At 67.4% G+C, this 15730-nt stretch carries 12 protein-coding genes; 8 read left to right on the plus strand and 4 right to left on the minus strand.

What is annotated here, in order from left to right:
• Positions 1–27: 27 nt before the first annotated feature.
• Positions 28–771, minus strand: coding sequence for a FadR/GntR family transcriptional regulator (locus L3Q65_RS42070; RefSeq protein ID WP_182896321.1), 744 nt, complete (start codon positions 769–771; stop codon positions 28–30).
• Between the two features lie 113 nt (positions 772–884).
• Here L3Q65_RS42070 and L3Q65_RS42075 point away from each other — a divergent pair, with 113 nt between their 5' ends.
• The 5 genes from L3Q65_RS42075 to L3Q65_RS42095 all read left to right on the plus strand — a co-directional run bounded on the left by L3Q65_RS42075 (position 885) and on the right by L3Q65_RS42095 (position 6471).
• Positions 885–2300, plus strand: a complete 1416-nt coding sequence (locus L3Q65_RS42075; RefSeq protein WP_182896320.1) for a gamma-aminobutyraldehyde dehydrogenase — start codon at positions 885–887, stop codon at positions 2298–2300.
• A gap of 32 nt (positions 2301–2332) precedes the next feature.
• Positions 2333–3409, plus strand: a complete 1077-nt coding sequence (locus tag L3Q65_RS42080; protein WP_182896319.1) for an ABC transporter ATP-binding protein — start codon at positions 2333–2335, stop codon at positions 3407–3409.
• A gap of 26 nt (positions 3410–3435) precedes the next feature.
• A complete protein-coding gene (locus L3Q65_RS42085; RefSeq protein WP_043834899.1) occupies positions 3436–4644 on the plus strand; it encodes an ABC transporter substrate-binding protein in 1209 nt (402 codons plus the stop codon).
• A 126-nt stretch (positions 4645–4770) separates the two neighbouring features.
• Positions 4771–5652, plus strand: a complete 882-nt coding sequence (locus tag L3Q65_RS42090; RefSeq protein WP_182896318.1) for an ABC transporter permease — start codon at positions 4771–4773, stop codon at positions 5650–5652.
• 15 nt (positions 5653–5667) lie between these two features.
• A complete protein-coding gene (locus L3Q65_RS42095; protein ID WP_220508625.1) occupies positions 5668–6471 on the plus strand; it encodes an ABC transporter permease in 804 nt (267 codons plus the stop codon).
• A gap of 64 nt (positions 6472–6535) precedes the next feature.
• Here the strand turns inward: L3Q65_RS42095 and pip are convergent, their stop codons facing one another.
• Together pip and L3Q65_RS42105 are read right to left on the minus strand one after the other, a co-directional pair.
• Positions 6536–7480: a prolyl aminopeptidase gene (gene pip / locus L3Q65_RS42100; RefSeq protein ID WP_182896316.1), complete on the minus strand. Its 945-nt coding sequence runs from the start codon at positions 7478–7480 to the stop codon at positions 6536–6538.
• A gap of 150 nt (positions 7481–7630) precedes the next feature.
• A complete protein-coding gene (locus L3Q65_RS42105) occupies positions 7631–8605 on the minus strand; it encodes a right-handed parallel beta-helix repeat-containing protein (RefSeq protein WP_182896315.1) in 975 nt (324 codons plus the stop codon).
• 234 nt (positions 8606–8839) lie between these two features.
• Here L3Q65_RS42105 and L3Q65_RS42110 point away from each other — a divergent pair, with 234 nt between their 5' ends.
• Complete coding sequence (locus tag L3Q65_RS42110) at positions 8840–9787, plus strand: undecaprenyl-diphosphate phosphatase (RefSeq protein WP_182896314.1); 948 nt, start codon at positions 8840–8842, stop codon at positions 9785–9787.
• A gap of 16 nt (positions 9788–9803) precedes the next feature.
• On the plus strand, positions 9804–10742 hold the full coding sequence (locus L3Q65_RS42115) for a cytochrome c oxidase assembly protein (RefSeq protein WP_182896313.1): 939 nt from the start codon (positions 9804–9806) through the stop codon (positions 10740–10742).
• Positions 10743–10774: 32 nt separating this feature from the next.
• On the opposite strand, the gene panB is transcribed toward L3Q65_RS42115, so the two are convergent.
• On the minus strand, positions 10775–11665 hold the full coding sequence (gene panB / locus L3Q65_RS42120) for a 3-methyl-2-oxobutanoate hydroxymethyltransferase (protein WP_182896312.1): 891 nt from the start codon (positions 11663–11665) through the stop codon (positions 10775–10777).
• Positions 11666–11958: 293 nt separating this feature from the next.
• Here panB and lysX point away from each other — a divergent pair, with 293 nt between their 5' ends.
• On the plus strand, positions 11959–15282 hold the full coding sequence (lysX, locus tag L3Q65_RS42125) for a bifunctional lysylphosphatidylglycerol synthetase/lysine--tRNA ligase LysX (protein ID WP_237598111.1): 3324 nt from the start codon (positions 11959–11961) through the stop codon (positions 15280–15282).
• The last annotated feature ends 448 nt before the right edge of the window (positions 15283–15730 follow it).

The following is a 15730-nucleotide window of genomic DNA, read 5'->3' on the forward strand; positions in this document are numbered from 1 at the left end:
TCACCTCGTGATGCGGGTCATCGGAGCTTACGGCGTTTCGAGGGTCAGGTGCAGATCCGCGAGCCGGTCGAGCGCTCCGAGGAGGTGGTCTTCGGTCAAGGCGCGCGCCCGGTCGCCGTCGGCCGAGGCGATCGCGGAGACGATCGCCAGGTGCTCAGCGTAGGACCCGCGGCAGGTTTCCTTGTCGCCGAGGGGCGCCCACAGCAGTACGCCGTGTTCGCTCTGCAGCTGAACTTCCTGGTTGGTGAGCCGCGGGGACTGTGCGGCGGCAGCGACTTCGAGGTGGAAGTGCCGTTCCGCGCGGGTCGCGTCGGGGCCGCTCGCGCCGAGGAGGTCTTCCGCGGTGAGGCGCAGCCGTTCGAGATCTTCGGGAGTGCTGCGTTCCGCGGCGAGTTTCGCGGCCGAGCCCGCGACGGCGAGGTAGTGGTCGCCGAAGTCGCGAAGTTCAGCCATTGAGACCAATCGCAGGCGTTCGGCCCACGAGCTCTGTGCGGGCCAGTCCGGGGTGCGCACGAAGCTGCCGCCGCCGCGTCCGCGCCGCGTTTCGACGAGACCCTGCTGCCGCAGCACCGCGAGCGCCTCGCGCACGGTGACCGTGGAGACGCGGAACTGCGCGGCGAGTTCGGCCTCGCTCGGCAACTGCTCGGCGTCGTCGAGGAGACCGAGCGTGATGGCGTCGAACAGCCGCGCCGCGACCGCTTCCGCGCGCCCCACCTGTTCAAGCGGAGCGAACATCGCCAGTCGTGCGCTGTTCGACATCTCCTTGCGCATCGTTGGTCCACCCGTCTCGGCATCCGTTGGTGCCAATCCTGCCCCAGGGCCTTGTCATTTGAAATATGGAGTTATATGTTTCATCCTGCCACGGAGAGTCAGGAGGCGCACGCGTGCAGGAGTTGAAGCACTACGTCGGCGGGACCTACGTCGACTCGCTGTCCGGAAAGGTCGCGGAAATCGTCGACCCGGTTACCGGCCGTGCGTACTGCACCGCGCCGGTGGCCGGCGCCGAGGACGTGGACCGCGCGCTGAAGGTCGCCGCGGAAGCGTTCGAAAGCTGGCGCGAGACCACCCCGGCGCAGCGGCAGCTCGCACTGCTGAAGATCGCTGACGCGCTCGAGGCGCGCGGCGAGGAGATCATCCGCGTCGAAGCGCAGGACACCGGCAAGCCCTTCGCGCTGACCATGGAGGAGGAGCTGCCCGCGGTCATCGACCAGGTGCGCTTCTTCGCCGGTGCCGCGCGCGTGCTCGAAGGCCGCTCGGCAGGCGAGTACATGGAAGGCCACACGTCGTTCATCCGCCGCGAACCGGTCGGCGTCTGCGCGCAGGTGACGCCATGGAACTACCCGCTGATGATGGCGATCTGGAAGATCGCGCCCGCGCTCGCCGCGGGCAACACCATCGTGCTCAAGCCGTCCGACACCACGCCCGCCTCCACGCTGCTGCTCGCCGAGATCTGCGGCGAGCACCTGCCCGCGGGCGTGTTCAACGTGATCTGCGGCGACCGGGACACCGGACGGGCGTTGGTGGAGCACGACATTCCGGCGATGGTGTCGATCACCGGTTCGGTGCGAGCGGGCATCGAGGTCGCCGGCTCGGCGGCGCACGACGTCAAGCGCGTGCACCTCGAACTCGGCGGCAAGGCACCGGTGATCGTGTTCCCGGACGCCGATCTCGAAGCGGCCGCCGAAGCCATTGCCGCGGCCGGGTATTTCAACGCGGGCCAGGATTGCACGGCCGCCACTCGCGTGCTGGTCCATGACGACGTGCACGACACTTTCGTCAACGCGCTCACCCGCCAGGCCGAGGCGAACAAGACCGGCACGGGCGAGGACGTCGCCTTCGGTCCGCTCAACAACGCCGCACAGCTGGAAAAGGTCTCCGGGTTCATCGACCGGCTGCCGGAGCACGCGACCGTCCACTGTGGAGGACGGCGATCCGGCGACGAGGGCTATTTCTACGAGGCCACCGTGGTTTCCGGTCTCCGCCAGGACGACGAGATCATCCAGAACGAGGTCTTCGGCCCGGTCATCACGGTCCAGCGGTTCACCGAGGACGACGAAGCGCTCAAGCACGCCAACGGGGTTCCCTACGGTCTCGCCTCCTCGGTGTGGACCAAGGACCACCAGCGCGCCATGAAGTTCTCGGCGAAGCTCGACTTCGGATGCGTGTGGATCAACACGCACATTCCGCTCGTGGCCGAGATGCCGCACGGCGGGTTCAAGCGGTCCGGCTACGGCAAGGACCTCTCGCTGTACGGCCTGGAGGACTACACCCGCGTCAAGCACGTGATGAGTGCGCTGTAGCCGTCGTGACCAGATCCATCGGAAGGCCTGTCATGCCCCATCAAGCCCCCGCCGAGACCCGGCCGCCGGGAAGGCGTCCGCAGACCGGGCAGCCGGCGATCCGGCTCACCGGACTGGAAAAGCACTTCGACAAGGTGCGCGCCGTGGACGGGGTCGACCTCGACATCCCGCCCGGCGAGTTCTTCTCGATGCTCGGCCCGTCCGGTTCCGGCAAGACCACCGTGCTGCGGATGATCGCCGGGTTCGAACTGCCCACCGCGGGCACGATCGAACTCGAAGGCAAGGACGTCAGCCAACTGGCTCCGTTCGACCGCGACGTCAACACGGTTTTCCAGGACTACGCGCTCTTCCCGCACATGACGGTGCAGCAGAACGTGGAGTACGGCCTGAAAGTCAAGCGGGTCGCGAAAGCGCAGCGCCGCGACCGTGCGAAGGAAGCGCTGCGCACGGTGCGGCTGGAGGACTTCGGCGACCGCAAGCCGTCGCAGATGTCCGGTGGGCAGCGCCAGCGGGTCGCGCTCGCCCGCGCTCTCGTAAATCACCCGAAAGTGTTGCTTTTGGATGAACCCCTTGGCGCACTTGACCTGAAGCTGCGCCAGACCATGCAGGTCGAGCTCAAGCAGATCCAGCGCGAGGTCGGCATCACCTTCGTCTTCGTCACCCACGATCAGGACGAGGCGCTCACCATGAGCGACCGGATCGCCGTGTTCAACGCGGGCCGCATCGAACAGGTCGGTACTCCGGTCGAAGTTTACGAACGCCCGGCAAGTGCTTTCGTAGCAGGGTTTGTCGGCACATCGAACCTGCTCAGCGGGCGCAGCGCCGAGGCGGTGATCGGCAGGCCGGGCGTCTACAGCATCCGGCCGGAGAAGATCCGCATCGACGGAGACCTTGCGTCTCCGGCCGGTCCCGGAGAGACTTCTGCGACCGGTTCGGTTACGGATGTCGTTTATGCCGGTTCGACGGTGCGCTACGCTGTCGCGCTCGATGCCGGGGGCCAATTGTCCGTTGTCCGCCAGAACACCAGCGAGCCGACCGAGTTCGCCGACGGTCGCGTCCGCCTGCGCTGGCGCCGCGAACACAGTTTCCGGGTCCCCGAAGCCGGCTAGTTCCTCACGGGAAGGTTTCTCTCGCTATGAAGAACAGGAAGACGCTGCTCGCAGGACTGTGCGGCGTAAGCCTCCTGCTCGCTGCCTGCGGCACCTCGGGCTCCGACTCCAAAGCGGGGTCGGCGCCGGGCGCACAGGGCTTCACGCCGCCGAAGCTGAACGCGCTGACGCAGCTCGGACAGCCGGAAGGCCAGCTGAACGTGCTCGCGTGGCCCGGTTACGCGGAAAACGGCTCGAACGACCCGAAGGTCAACTGGGTCACGCCGTTCGAGCAGCAGACCGGATGCAAGGTCAACGTCAAGCCGTTCGGCACCTCGGACGAGGCCGTGACGCTGATGAAGACCGGGCAGTACGACGTGGTTTCCGCGTCCGGCGACGCCTCGCTGCGGCTCGTCGCCTCGGGTGACGTCGAGCCGGTCAACACCGCGCTCGTCCCGAACTACAACGACATTTACCCGTTCCTCAAGAACAAGTCGTGGAACAGCGTCAACAACGTCGCCTACGGCATCCCGCACGGCTGGGGCGCGAACGTCCTGGCCTACCGCACCGACAAGGTGCAGCCGGAGCCGAAGTCGTGGTCGCCGATGTTCGACGAGAAGTCGCAGTTCAAGGGCAAGGTCATCGCCTACGACTCGCCGATCTACATCGCCGACGCCGCGCTGTACCTGATGGCGCACCAGCCCGACCTCGGCATCAAGAACCCGTACGCCTTGGACGACAAGCAGTTCAAGGCCGCCACGGACCTGCTCAAGAAGCAGCGCCCGCTGGTCGAGGAGTACTGGTCGGACTACCTCAAGGAAACGCAGTCGCTCAAGAGCGGCGACGGCGTGATCGGCACGGCCTGGCAGGTGACGGTGAACCTCGCGAAGAGCGAGGGCGCGCCGGTCGCGGCCACGGTGCCGAGCGAGGGTGCGACCGGCTGGTCGGACACCTGGATGGTCTCCGCGAAGTCGCAGCACAAGACGTGTGCGTACAAGTGGATGGACTACATCACGAGCCCGAAGGTGAACGCCCAGGTCGCCGAGTACTTCGGGGAGGCCCCGGCGAACTCCAAGGCCTGTGCTGAGTTCAAGGACAAGTCGCTGTGCGACACCTACCACGCCAACGACGCCGCGTACGCCGCCAAGATCCAGTACTGGACCACGCCGATCCCGCAGTGCCTCGACGGCCGCACGGACGTCAAGTGCAAGGACTACGGCGACTGGACCCGGGCCTGGACCGAGATCAAGGGTTGATGTGACTCTCGCGGATGCCGGTACCCACCGCGCCGGCATCCGCGAGCCCGCCGGGGGCTGCGGGCCCTCCCCAATGTTCCCGCAGCCCTCGGCTTTTCTCCCTTCCACACCCGAAAGCGCTAAGACATGACCGCCGTGAGCCCGCCGAGTCACCGCATCTCGGCTTTCTTCCACCGCAAACCCAAGCTGCGCCTCGGACTTCTCCTCACCGCGCCGATGCTCTGGCTCGGCCTGGCCTACCTCGGCGCGCTCGCCGCCCTCTTCATCACGGCCTTCTGGTCCACCGACGTCTTCACCGGCAAGGTGGTCACCGACTGGTCCTTCGACAACTTTGTCACTCTTTTCAGTGATTCCGTTTATCGCACGATCACGTTCCGCACCGTCGGCATCGCGCTGCTGGTGACCGTGATCGACGCGGTGATCGCGTTCCCGATGGCGTTCGCCATGGCCAAACTCGCCTCGCCGCGGGCGCAGCGGCTGCTGGTGATCATGGTGATGACGCCGCTGTGGGCGAGCTACCTGGTGAAGGCGTACGCGTGGCGGACCCTGTTGTCCGGCAACGGAGTCCTCAACTGGCTGCTGAACCCGCTCGGCATCTCCGGCCCGGGATACGGTGTCACCGCGACCGTGATCACGCTGTCCTACCTCTGGCTCCCGTACATGATCCTGCCGATCTACGCGGGCCTCGAAAAGCTTCCGACGTCCTTGGTGGACGCTTCCGGCGACCTCGGCGCGAAATCGTTCCGCACGTTCCGTTCGGTGATCCTGCCGCTGACGTTCCCGGCGATCGTCGCGGGTTCGATCTTCACCTTCTCGCTGTCGCTCGGCGACTACATCGCGGTGAAGATCGTCGGCGGTACTTCGCAGATGCTCGGCAACGTCGTGTACGACAACATCGGCGCGGCCAACAACCTGCCGTTCGCCGCGACCGTCGCGACGGTTCCGGTCGTGATCATGCTCGTCTACCTGGCCGCGGTGCGTCGCACCGGTGCGCTGGACAACCTCTAGGAGACCGCCGTGCGGATGTCGAAACCCGCCCGGGTGCTGTTGTGGACCGCGCTCGGCATCGGATTCGCGGTGATCTATTTCCCGCTGCTGGTGGTCCTGCTGAACTCGGTCAACGCCGACACCACGTTCGGCTGGCCGCCCAAGAGCTTCACCCTGGAATGGTGGGGCCGGGCGATCACCAACGAGGGCGCCCTGCACGCCTTGTGGACCAGCGTCATCGCCGGGCTCTCGGCGACCGCGATCGCTTTGGTGCTCGGCACGATGGCCGCGTTCGCATTGCAGAAGTACCGGTTCTTCGGGCGCAACTCGTTGTCGCTGCTGGTGATCCTGCCGATCGCGCTTCCCGGCATCGTCACCGGCATCGCGCTGAACAACGCGTTCCGCACGATCTTCGGCCTCGATCTCGGCCTGATGACGGCGATCATCGCGCACGCCACGTTCTGCATCGTGGTGGTGTTCAACAACGTGGTCGCCCGGTTGCGCCGGATGGGCGGGAATCTCGAAGAAGCGTCCATGGACCTCGGCGCGGACGGCATGACGACGTTCCGCCTGGTGACGTTCCCGATGCTGCGATCCGCTTTGCTGGCAGGCGGTTTGCTGGCGTTCGCGTTGTCGTTCGACGAGATCATCGTGACGACCTTCACCCTTGGCACCGGCATGGAAACGCTGCCGATCTGGATCTACAACAACCTGTTCCGCCCGAACCAGGCCCCGGTGGTCAACGTGGTCGCGGCGGTGCTGATCATCGTCTCGACGGTGCCGGTTTACCTGGCACAGCGGCTTTCCGGCGGCGACAGCTCCAGCGGCGGCCGGATCTAGCTCCGAAGGTCCGTGAAGGGCTCCTTGAGGGAACCAGATTCCTTCAAGGAACTCTTCACGGCTTTCAGCGGAAGCCGTCCGTAGCCTCGCGGAGAGCGGCGAGAATGCCGGGATCAGTGACCGCGTGCCCCGCGGATTCGGTGAGTTTCAACGTCGAACCAGGCCAAGCGCGGTGCAACTGATATGCCGTAATCGGCGGGCACACCGCGTCGTAACGCCCCTGCACCAACACTCCGGGAATCCCGGCGAGCCGTCCGGCGTCCCGGATCAGCTGGCCTTCTTCCAGCCAAGCGCCTTGCTGGAAGTAGTGCACGGCAAGGCGAGCGAATGTCAGCGCGAACTGCGGATTCGCGTATTGGTTCACAAAGGACTGTTGCGGCAGCAAGGCCACCGTCGCGCCTTCCCAGACGCTCCAAGCGATCGCGGCCCGCTCGCGCACCGCACGGTCGGGGGAGTGCAGCAGTTCCGCGTACCCGGCGAGCGGATCTTCCTGCTGCCGCTCGTCCAGCGGCTCGAGGAAAGCGTCCCACTCCGCGGGGAAGAGATTCGCCGCCCCGCCACGATAGAGCCAGTCCAGTTCCCGTTGCCGCACGGTGAAGATCCCGCGCAGCACCATTTCGGACACCCGCGAAGGATGGGTTTCCGCATACGCCAGCGCAAGCGTCGAACCCCACGACCCGCCGAACAGCAGCCACCGCTCGATGTTCAGCCGTTCGCGCAGCAGCTCCATGTCGGATACCAAGTGCCACAACGTATTCGCCGACAAGCTTTCGCCCGCGTTGGGTGTGCTGCGACCGGCGCCGCGCTGGTCGAACAGGATGATCCGGTACGCCTCGGGGTCGAAATGCCGCCGGGTCATCGGGGCGGTGCCGCTTCCCGGCCCGCCGTGCAGCACCACCACCGGCTTCCCCCGCGGGTTGCCGGCTTCCTGGCAGTAGATCCGGTGCCCGTCGCCGACGTCCAGCATTCCGTCGGCGCGCACCGGGATCGGCGGGTAAAGCTCGTCCATACCGGACACTCTTCCCGAACCCCGGCAGCCGCACCACACCTGGGGTCGTGAGTGTTCCTGCCGGCGAGAACCGGCAGGAACACTCACGAGGAGGTGGGTGGGGGCCCGCCCCCGCCGCCGGGCTGAGCGGGCCCCCGTCTGTGATCGCGGTCAGCAGCCTGGTGTCGTGGCCACGTTCGCGAAGCCCTTCCCGGCGTTCGTCACCTTGTTGCTGGCGCAGACCTTGTTCCCGGTGGCCGCTTTGACCACGTAGAAACCGTAGGCCGAGGGCGCCTGCACGTCCGCGGTGTTGTCCGAGAAGGTGTTGTCCTTGCCCCAGCCGTCGAGCTGCACGTGGACCTCGAACGACCCGTAGGTGGCGTCGTGCACGAAGACCTTGCTGCCCTTGTTGCCGGTGACCAGGTACCCGTTGCCCTTCACGTCGACCCAGCTGTCGGCGTAGTTCTCGCCGCTCTGGCCGGTGCCGTCGAAGGTGTTGCCGCGCAGTTCGCCGCCGGTGGTGCCTTCCTTGACGTCGATCGACTCCGCGCGCACGTCAGGCCCGATCTTGTTGCCGATCGCCTTGTTGCGGTCGCTGTGATCGGGCTGTCCGTCCGGCCAGTTGCTCTTGGCCGAACCGAAGTAGATGCCCTCGCCGAAACCGCCGTTTTCCTTGCCGGTGTCGGAGATTTCGGAGTTCTGCACGACGTTGTCGCTGCTGCCGTGCTGGAAGTGGATGCCCTCGTTGCCGATGCCGGTCACCTTGAGCCCGTCGACCAGCGTGTGGTTGACGCCGAGCGCCATCACGCCTTTCTGGCCACCGGTGACGGTGAAGCCGGACAGCGTCCAGTAGCTGCCGGTCAGTTCGATGGTACGGCCGCCGGACGCCTGCACGACCGCGCTGCGCGGGCCGGTGAGCGTGATCCGCCCGTTCGCGGTGCCGCTGGCGGCGGCCTTGAAGTTGCCGGTGTAGGTGGTGTTCGCGGCCAGCTGGATCGTGGTGCCCGGCTTGGCCGAGGCCAGCGCCGTCTTCAGCTCGGCGGAATTCTTCACCGGGACGGTCCCGGCGGACGCCGCGGGTGTGGCGAGTGCGAGCAGTGCTGCGGCTCCGGCGGTTGCTGCCAGAACTCGATCGCGGACGCGCATTCCAACCCTCCTCGTCGAGGCTCGATGACTTCGGATGCGGCGTGCGCTCACGCTAAGACATCGAGAGAACACTGGTCAAGTACATGATTGATGTTCATGGATGTGAACAGAGTGAACAAAGCGTGGCCGGAAAGTGTCGCCTGCTTCTGTTCCCGCCCGGCTTGCTCGGAGTTAACCCGGTCCTCGGTAGCTTTTCCGCGGAATGCCCGAACTGCGGCGAGAAAGGCTTCGTGAATGTCCGCGGTCAGCTACCTCGAGTCCATTGTCGTCGGCGCTTTGCAAGGCGTGTCGGAATTGTTTCCGGTGTCCAGTCTCGGGCACAGCGTCCTGTTGCCCGCGCTCGTCGGCGGAAGCTGGGGACGCGACCTGAGCATCGGGAAGGATTCGCCGTACCTCGCCGTGCTCGTGGCGATGCACGTCGCCACCGCGATCGCGCTGATCCTCTTCTTCCGGCGCGACTGGGTGCGCATCGTCACCGGCCTGTGGACGTCGATCCGCCGTCGTGAGGTCCGCACGGCCGACCAGCGGCTCGCGTGGCTGCTCATCCTCGCCACGATCCCGGTCGGGATCGCCGGGCTGCTGCTGGAAAGCCTGCTGCGCGACGTCCTCGGCAAACCGGTGCCGTCGGCGATCTTCCTCGCCCTCAACGGCGGTGTGCTCTACGCCGCGGAGAAGTTCTCCCGGAAGCCCAAGACGGCGGTCGCGCGCGAGGAGGAGACGATCGACTTCAGCGCCGAGGACACTATGGTGATGCGCGCGGTGACCGTCGACGAGGCCACCGACCTCCGGCTGTCGAAGCTGAGCGTGAAAGAGGCCGTGCTCATCGGTTCGGCGCAGATTTTGGCTCTGCTGCCCGGAATCAGCCGCTCCGGCATCACCATGGTGGCCGGTCTGCGGCGCGGGCTCGACCACGAGGACGCCGCCCGGTTCGCCTGGTTGCTGGCCACGCCGGTGATCCTCGCCGCGGGCGCGCTGAAGATGCCGACGCTCTTCACGCCGGAGAACAAGCCGTCGCTCGGTCCGGCACTGGTCGGCAGCGTGGTGGCGTTCATCGCGTCCTACATTTCTGTCCGTTTTCTGACGAAATACTTTGAAACGCGCACCTTGACCCCCTTCGCCATCTACTGCGCCGTCGCCGGAATCGGCAGCCTGATCTTCTTCGCGGTGTCAGGGGCGGCGTAAGGCGCAATTTCGCCGGGTGCACACTGAACGCATCGAAATCGTGCCTGACCTGCCGCCGCTGAGCGGATCGACGTTGTTCACGGCCTGGACCTTCGACGTCCCGGCCGTGGTCGTCGCGCTCGCGCTAGGCGTCGGGTACGTCGCCGCGGCCCGCCGTCAGGAGTGGTCAGCGGGGCGGACCACAGCGTTCCTCTCCGGGCTGGCCACGCTCGTCCTCGTCACGTGCTCGTTCCTCGGCGTGTACGACACGACGCTGTTCTGGGTCCGCGCCACGCAGAACACAGTCCTGCTAATGGTCACGCCGCTGCTTCTGGCGCTAGGCGCGCCCGTGACGCTGCTGATGCGCACCGCGCCGCCCAAACTCGCCACCTGGCTGCGTACGCACGGCCGTGGCCGCTTCGCGCAGTTCATCACGTTCCCGCTGTGCGTCACCGTGGTGCTGATCGCGCCGTTCCTGCTCATCTACCTGACACCGCTGTACGAGCTTTCGCTCGACTCGGCGGTCGTCGGCGGCCTCGTACGCGTAGCGCTCGTACTGGCCGGTTTCCTGTACTTCTACAGCCGCGTACAGCTCGACCCGACGCCGCGCAACGGCTCGCACCTGGTGTCAGTGTGGATCTCGTTCACCGAAGTGGTGTTCGACGGCGCGCTCGGCCTCGTGCTGTGGCTCGGCCCGCTGCTCGCGCCCGCGCACTACGACGCCGTGCACCGCGACTGGGGCCCGGACCGGCGCACGGACCAGATCATCGGCGCGGGCGTGCTGTGGATCGGCGGAGACGTCGCCGGGCTGCCGTTCGTCGGCGCGCTCTTCATCAGGTGGGCGCGCGACGACGAAAAACGGGCGAAACGGCTCGACCGGAAATTGGACGAGGAGGCAGCGGCAGGCGAGGCGCCGGCGAAGGGATTGTGGTGGGAGAACGATCCGGAACTCGCCGAACGGTTCCGCCGCTCGTGAGTGCCGGCTCGCACCGGCACTCACGAGGCAGCTCAGTGGAACGCGTGCTCAGGCGCCGGGAATTCGCCGCGCCGGACGTCCTCGGCGAACGCCGTCGCGGCACTCTGCAGCACCCCGGCGACGTCGGCGTACCGCTTCACGAACCGCGGCGCCTTGCCGCGGCGCAGCCCGGCCATGTCCTGCCAGACCAGCACCTGGGCGTCGCAGTCCGGACCGGCTCCGATGCCGACCGTCGGGATCTTCAGCTCGTGCGTGACACGCTTCGCCGCTTCGGCGGGGACCATCTCCATCACGACCGCGAACGCGCCGGCTTCCTGCAGCGCCAGCGCGTCGGCGAGCAGCTTCTCCGCCGCTTCGCCGCGCCCCTGCACCCGGTAGCCGCCGAGATTGTGCTCGCTCTGCGGGGTGAACCCGATGTGGCCCATGACCGGGATCCCGGCCGAGGTGAGCGCTTCGACGTGCGCCGCGAACCGGTGCCCGCCTTCGAGCTTGACCGCGTGCGCGCGGCCCTCCTTCATGAACCGGACGGACGTGGCCAGCGCCTGCTCCGGGGAAAGCTGGTAGGAGCCGAACGGCAGGTCGGCCACCACGAGCGCCCGTTTCGCCGCCCGGGTGACCGAGCGGACCAGCGGGAGCAGCTCGTCGACGGTGACCGGCAGCGACGTGTCGTAACCGAACACGTTGTTCGCCGCGGAGTCGCCGACCAGCAGCACGGGGATGCCTGCTTCGTCGAAAAGCTCGGCGGTATACATGTCGTAAGCGGTGAGCATCGGCCACGGTTCGCCGCGGTCCTTCAGCTCGCGCAGATGGTGAATCCGGACTTTTCGCGGCTTGGCCGGCCCGGCTCCCGTCGCGGGGCCGGTTCCGTAAGGGGCGGCCACCTCGCCGGCGGCGCCGTCGGGGTGGGCAGACTGGGCAGACATCGTCGTCGACCGTCCTTCCCTCGAGGCCTCGCTGAGGTCCCCGGGTCGTGGAGTCAGTACCGGACACAGCGTGACACGCGCGCCGGAGGGCCCCAAGGTCGTGCGACCAGCTTCACACGGCCGGGTAGCGACAACCGTTTTGCCTCCTGTGACGTCTTGATAGGCATCGGGCCGATATGCGCTCGGTGGTGAGAAGGTCCGGCGCGTCCCCTAACGGTCGCGCCGCAAGAAAGCCCGGCTGCCGCCCCACCGCCTCCCTCAACGGAGCGGCTGCGCCGCCCAGGAAGGATCCAATGGGAACCCCAGTGAGCTCCCGCCCGCGCAGCCTCGGCTGGAAGGCCCGCGCCGGCGGTCTCGTGGCCACTGTCGTGCAGCTCGCAGCGCTTTTCTCGGTCGTGCTGCTGCTGGCAGGCGGACGGCACGGGCACTTGCTGAACGGCATCGACATGGCATTCGGCGTGGTGAGCGTGCCGACCAGTTCGAGCCTGGTGATCGTGCTGCTGCTCGTCGTGCTCGGGGCGGCGCTGCGCAGGCGCAAGAAGGCCGCGCTGTACGTGCTCGTGCTGTTCCAGGTCGCCGGCCTGGTGACCACGCTGGTCCTTCAGGCGCTGCTGCTGTGGGCTCCCGACCTGCTGACCCTCACTGCCCGGCAGATGCGCCACATCCCGACCCAGGTCGGCGCGCTCGCCATCGCCGACGCGATCTCGATCCTGCTGATCGTCTTCCTGCTGTCGCTGCGGCCCGCGTTCCCCGCGCGGCTCGCCCCTGGCGCCTGGTGGAACGGGCTCACCGTGCTGTTCGTCGGGTTCCTCGGGGTGATCGTGCTCGGCTGGGCACTCACCGAGGTGTTCCCGGGCAGTCTTGGCGACGCGTGGGAGCGCTTCGCTTGGGTGGTCAACCACGCCACCGGCGAAAACCTGCAGTTGCGCCGGATCGGCGTCGGCGAGGGCCCGGCGTGGATCGACGTGGTTCTCGACCTTGGCGCGACCTTCGTGTCCACCGCTGCCCTGTACACGCTCTTTCGCGGCGTACGCAGCCGTCGCATTCGGACAGACGACGAAGAGCTGCAGTTGCGTCGTCTGCTGGGGGAGTTCGGCGAAGACGACTCTCTCGGCTACTTCGCTACGCGTCGCGACAAGAGCGTCATGTTCGCGCCCAACGGCCGCGCCGCGGTGACGTACCGTGTGCTCGCCGGGACCACCGTGGCGAGCGCGGACCCGATCGGCGATCCGGACGCATGGCCGGATGCAGTGCAGGCGTGGCTCCACGAAGCGCGTACGTACGGCTGGACGCCAGGTGTGCTCGGCGCGAGCGAGAAGGGCGCGAAGGTGTACGCCGCCGCGGGGCTGCGCGCGCTGCAGATCGGCGACGAAGCAGTCCTCGACGTCCGCGAGTTCTCGCTTACCGGCCCCGAACGGAAGTCCGTGCGGCAGGCAGTGAAACGGATCCAGCGCGCCGGGTACACCGCGCAGGTCCGGCGGCACAGCGAAATCCCCGAAGACGAGATGGTGCAGTTGCTCGCCCGCGCGCAGCAATGGCGCGTCGACGAGACCGAACGAGGCTTTTCGATGGCGCTCGGTCGGCTCGGCGACCCGAGCGACGGCCGCAGCGTGATGGTCGAGGCGTACGACGCGCGCGGCGAACTGCGCGGCCTGCTGTCGTTCGTTCCGTGGGGCCGCCGAGGCCTTTCCCTCGACCTGATGCGCCGCGACCGGGACGCCGAAAACGGGCTCAACGAGTTCATGGTCGCCGAAGTCGTCTCGGCCGCCCAGCACATCGGCGCACAGCGGATCTCGCTGAACTTCGCGATGTTCCGCGCGGTGTTCTCCGAAGGCGAGCGGATCGGCGCTGGTCCGGTACTGCGCGCGTGGCGGGCGGTGCTCGGCGTCGCGTCGCGGTTCTTCCAACTGGAGTCGCTGTACCGGTCGAACGCCAAGTACGGCCCGGAGTGGGAACCGCGGTTCCTCTGCTACTCCTCGGCACGGCGGCTCCCGCGAGTCGGCATCGTCGCGGGCGCGCTGGAGGGCTTCGTGCCCACCGGACGCGCGCGGTCGCTGCGCCTGGAGAACGTGGGGGAGGACTTCGTCGCACAGGTCCGGCGGATCGACGAGGAAGCGGCACAGGTCGTGCCGCGCGCCAAGCGCCGTCCGGAACAGGTCCGCGTGCGAGTGGCCAAAGTGGACAAACTGCGGGAACTCGGGGTGGACCCGTACCCGGTCGGCTTCTCCCGCGAAGACCACCTCGGCGACATCGTGCACTCGTTTTCCGGACTGGAACCGGACTCTCACACCGGAAAACGCGTCCGGGTGGCCGGACGGGTGCTTGCCCTGCGCACCCTCGGCGGGCTGTGTTTCGCGCGGATCAAGGACTTCTCCGGCGAACTGCAGCTGATGCTCGACGCGAAGGTCTTCGACCTGACCGGCTGGCGCACCGGCGTCGACCTCGGCGACCACGTCGGCGTGAGCGGCGAGGTCATCACCTCCCGCCGCGGCGAGCTGTCGGTGCTCGTGGACGAATGGACAATCACCGCGAAGTGCCTGCACCCGTTGCCGGACAAGCGAAAGGGCCTCACCGACCCGGAGACGCGCGTCCGTCAGCGCTACCTGGACCTGGCGGTCAACCCCGACTCCGCGAATATGCTCCGCCTGCGCTCGACGGTCGTCCGCGCCGTCCGCGAACGCCTGCACCAGGGCGACTTCCTCGAAGTCGAAACCCCCATGCTGCAAGCCATCCACGGTGGCGCCAACGCACGGCCGTTCGTCACGCACATCAACGCGTACGACATGCGGATGTACCTGCGGATCGCTCCGGAGCTGTACCTGAAGCGCCTGTGCGTGGCCGGCGTCGAGCGGGTTTTCGAGCTGAACCGGAACTTCCGCAACGAGGGCGTCGACGCGACCCACAACCCGGAATTCACGATGCTGGAGGCGTACCAGGCGTACGCGGACTACAACGCGATGCGCCACCTGATGCGCGACCTGATCCAGTACGCCGCCGAAGCCGCGTACGGCGCACAGATCGTGCGACGCCCAGACGCCGACGGCCGCATCGTCGAACATGACATCTCCGGCGACTGGCCCGTGATCCCGGTGCACAAAGCCGTCTCGGACGCCTTGGGCGAGGAAGTCGACTCACACACGCCCGTCGCGACCTTGCGAAAACTGTGCGCCGCCGCCGGGGTCCCGGTTCCGGAGGAAGCCAGCGCGGGCGACCTGGTCCTGAAGGCACACGAGCACCTGGTCGAAGGCTCGACGGTCCTGCCGACGTTTTACACGGACTACCCGACCGAGGTCTCCCCGCTGACTCGCCAGCACCGGATCGACCCGCTCCTGGCCGAACGCTGGGACCTCATCGCGTTCGGCTCGGAAGTCGGAACCGCGTACACGGAGCTGACCGACCCGCTGGAACAGCGCCGCCGGTTGGAGGCACAGTCGCTGCGCGCCGCGAGCGGTGACGTCGAGGCGATGGAGCTGGACGAGGACTTCCTGCTGGCGTTGGAACACGGCATGCCCCCGACCGGCGGACTGGGCCTCGGAGTGGACCGCCTGCTGATGATGCTGAGCGGAACGTCCATCCGGCAGACGGTGCTCTTTCCGTTCGTCCGCCCGCAGGGGTGAGGGCTGGTTCCGCGCTCCTTGACCGGGTCGTGCGGGGAGTCCTGAGGGAATCAGATTCCTTCAGGTTCCCCTCGCAGACGACAATGCGGCTCTTGCCATCGGCTGGCCAGTGACGAGCCAGCCTGGGTTTGCCAGCCTTTCGTCCTGGGCAGACGGGCCTTGACCGCTTCCCGGCGTGGTGCCTTCAAGCCCTGGCATTGGGGCTGGGGGCGCTGATTTGCTCCCGGCGTCTGCGGCCGCATCGCCAGTTGCTCGCGAATCCTCGGCCGCCGGAATCCGTTCCTCCCGTCAGCCCGCGGACCCCGGCAATCGCGGGCAAGCAGCCGCAGCCGGTCGTCGGCTGCCCCGGCCGTCTCTTGTCCCGAGCGGATCCAGGCGTCTCCCGCGGCAGCCGCCCCGGCCGTTCCCGCGACCAGCCGTCGTCGGTGGCCAAGCCCGGCCGCCACTC

It is taken from the genome of Amycolatopsis sp. FU40 (genome assembly GCF_021903635.1).
Lineage (GTDB): Bacteria > Actinomycetota > Actinomycetes > Mycobacteriales > Pseudonocardiaceae > Amycolatopsis > Amycolatopsis dendrobii.

Bases quoted from the DNA above. Each gene is read 5' to 3' on its own strand.
- lysX (WP_237598111.1), top strand. From the start codon at position 11,959: ATGGGAACCCCAGTGAGCTCCCGCCCGCGCAGCCTCGGCTGGAAGGCC.
- pip (WP_182896316.1), bottom strand. From the start codon at position 7,480: ATGGACGAGCTTTACCCGCCGATCCCGGTGCGCGCCGACGGAATGCTG.
- panB (WP_182896312.1), bottom strand. From the start codon at position 11,665: ATGTCTGCCCAGTCTGCCCACCCCGACGGCGCCGCCGGCGAGGTGGCC.
- L3Q65_RS42110 (WP_182896314.1), top strand. From the start codon at position 8,840: ATGTCCGCGGTCAGCTACCTCGAGTCCATTGTCGTCGGCGCTTTGCAA.
- L3Q65_RS42090 (WP_182896318.1), top strand. From the start codon at position 4,771: ATGACCGCCGTGAGCCCGCCGAGTCACCGCATCTCGGCTTTCTTCCAC.
- L3Q65_RS42085 (WP_043834899.1), top strand. From the start codon at position 3,436: ATGAAGAACAGGAAGACGCTGCTCGCAGGACTGTGCGGCGTAAGCCTC.
- L3Q65_RS42080 (WP_182896319.1), top strand. From the start codon at position 2,333: ATGCCCCATCAAGCCCCCGCCGAGACCCGGCCGCCGGGAAGGCGTCCG.
- L3Q65_RS42095 (WP_220508625.1), top strand. From the start codon at position 5,668: ATGTCGAAACCCGCCCGGGTGCTGTTGTGGACCGCGCTCGGCATCGGA.
- L3Q65_RS42070 (WP_182896321.1), bottom strand. From the start codon at position 771: ATGCGCAAGGAGATGTCGAACAGCGCACGACTGGCGATGTTCGCTCCG.
- L3Q65_RS42105 (WP_182896315.1), bottom strand. From the start codon at position 8,605: ATGCGCGTCCGCGATCGAGTTCTGGCAGCAACCGCCGGAGCCGCAGCA.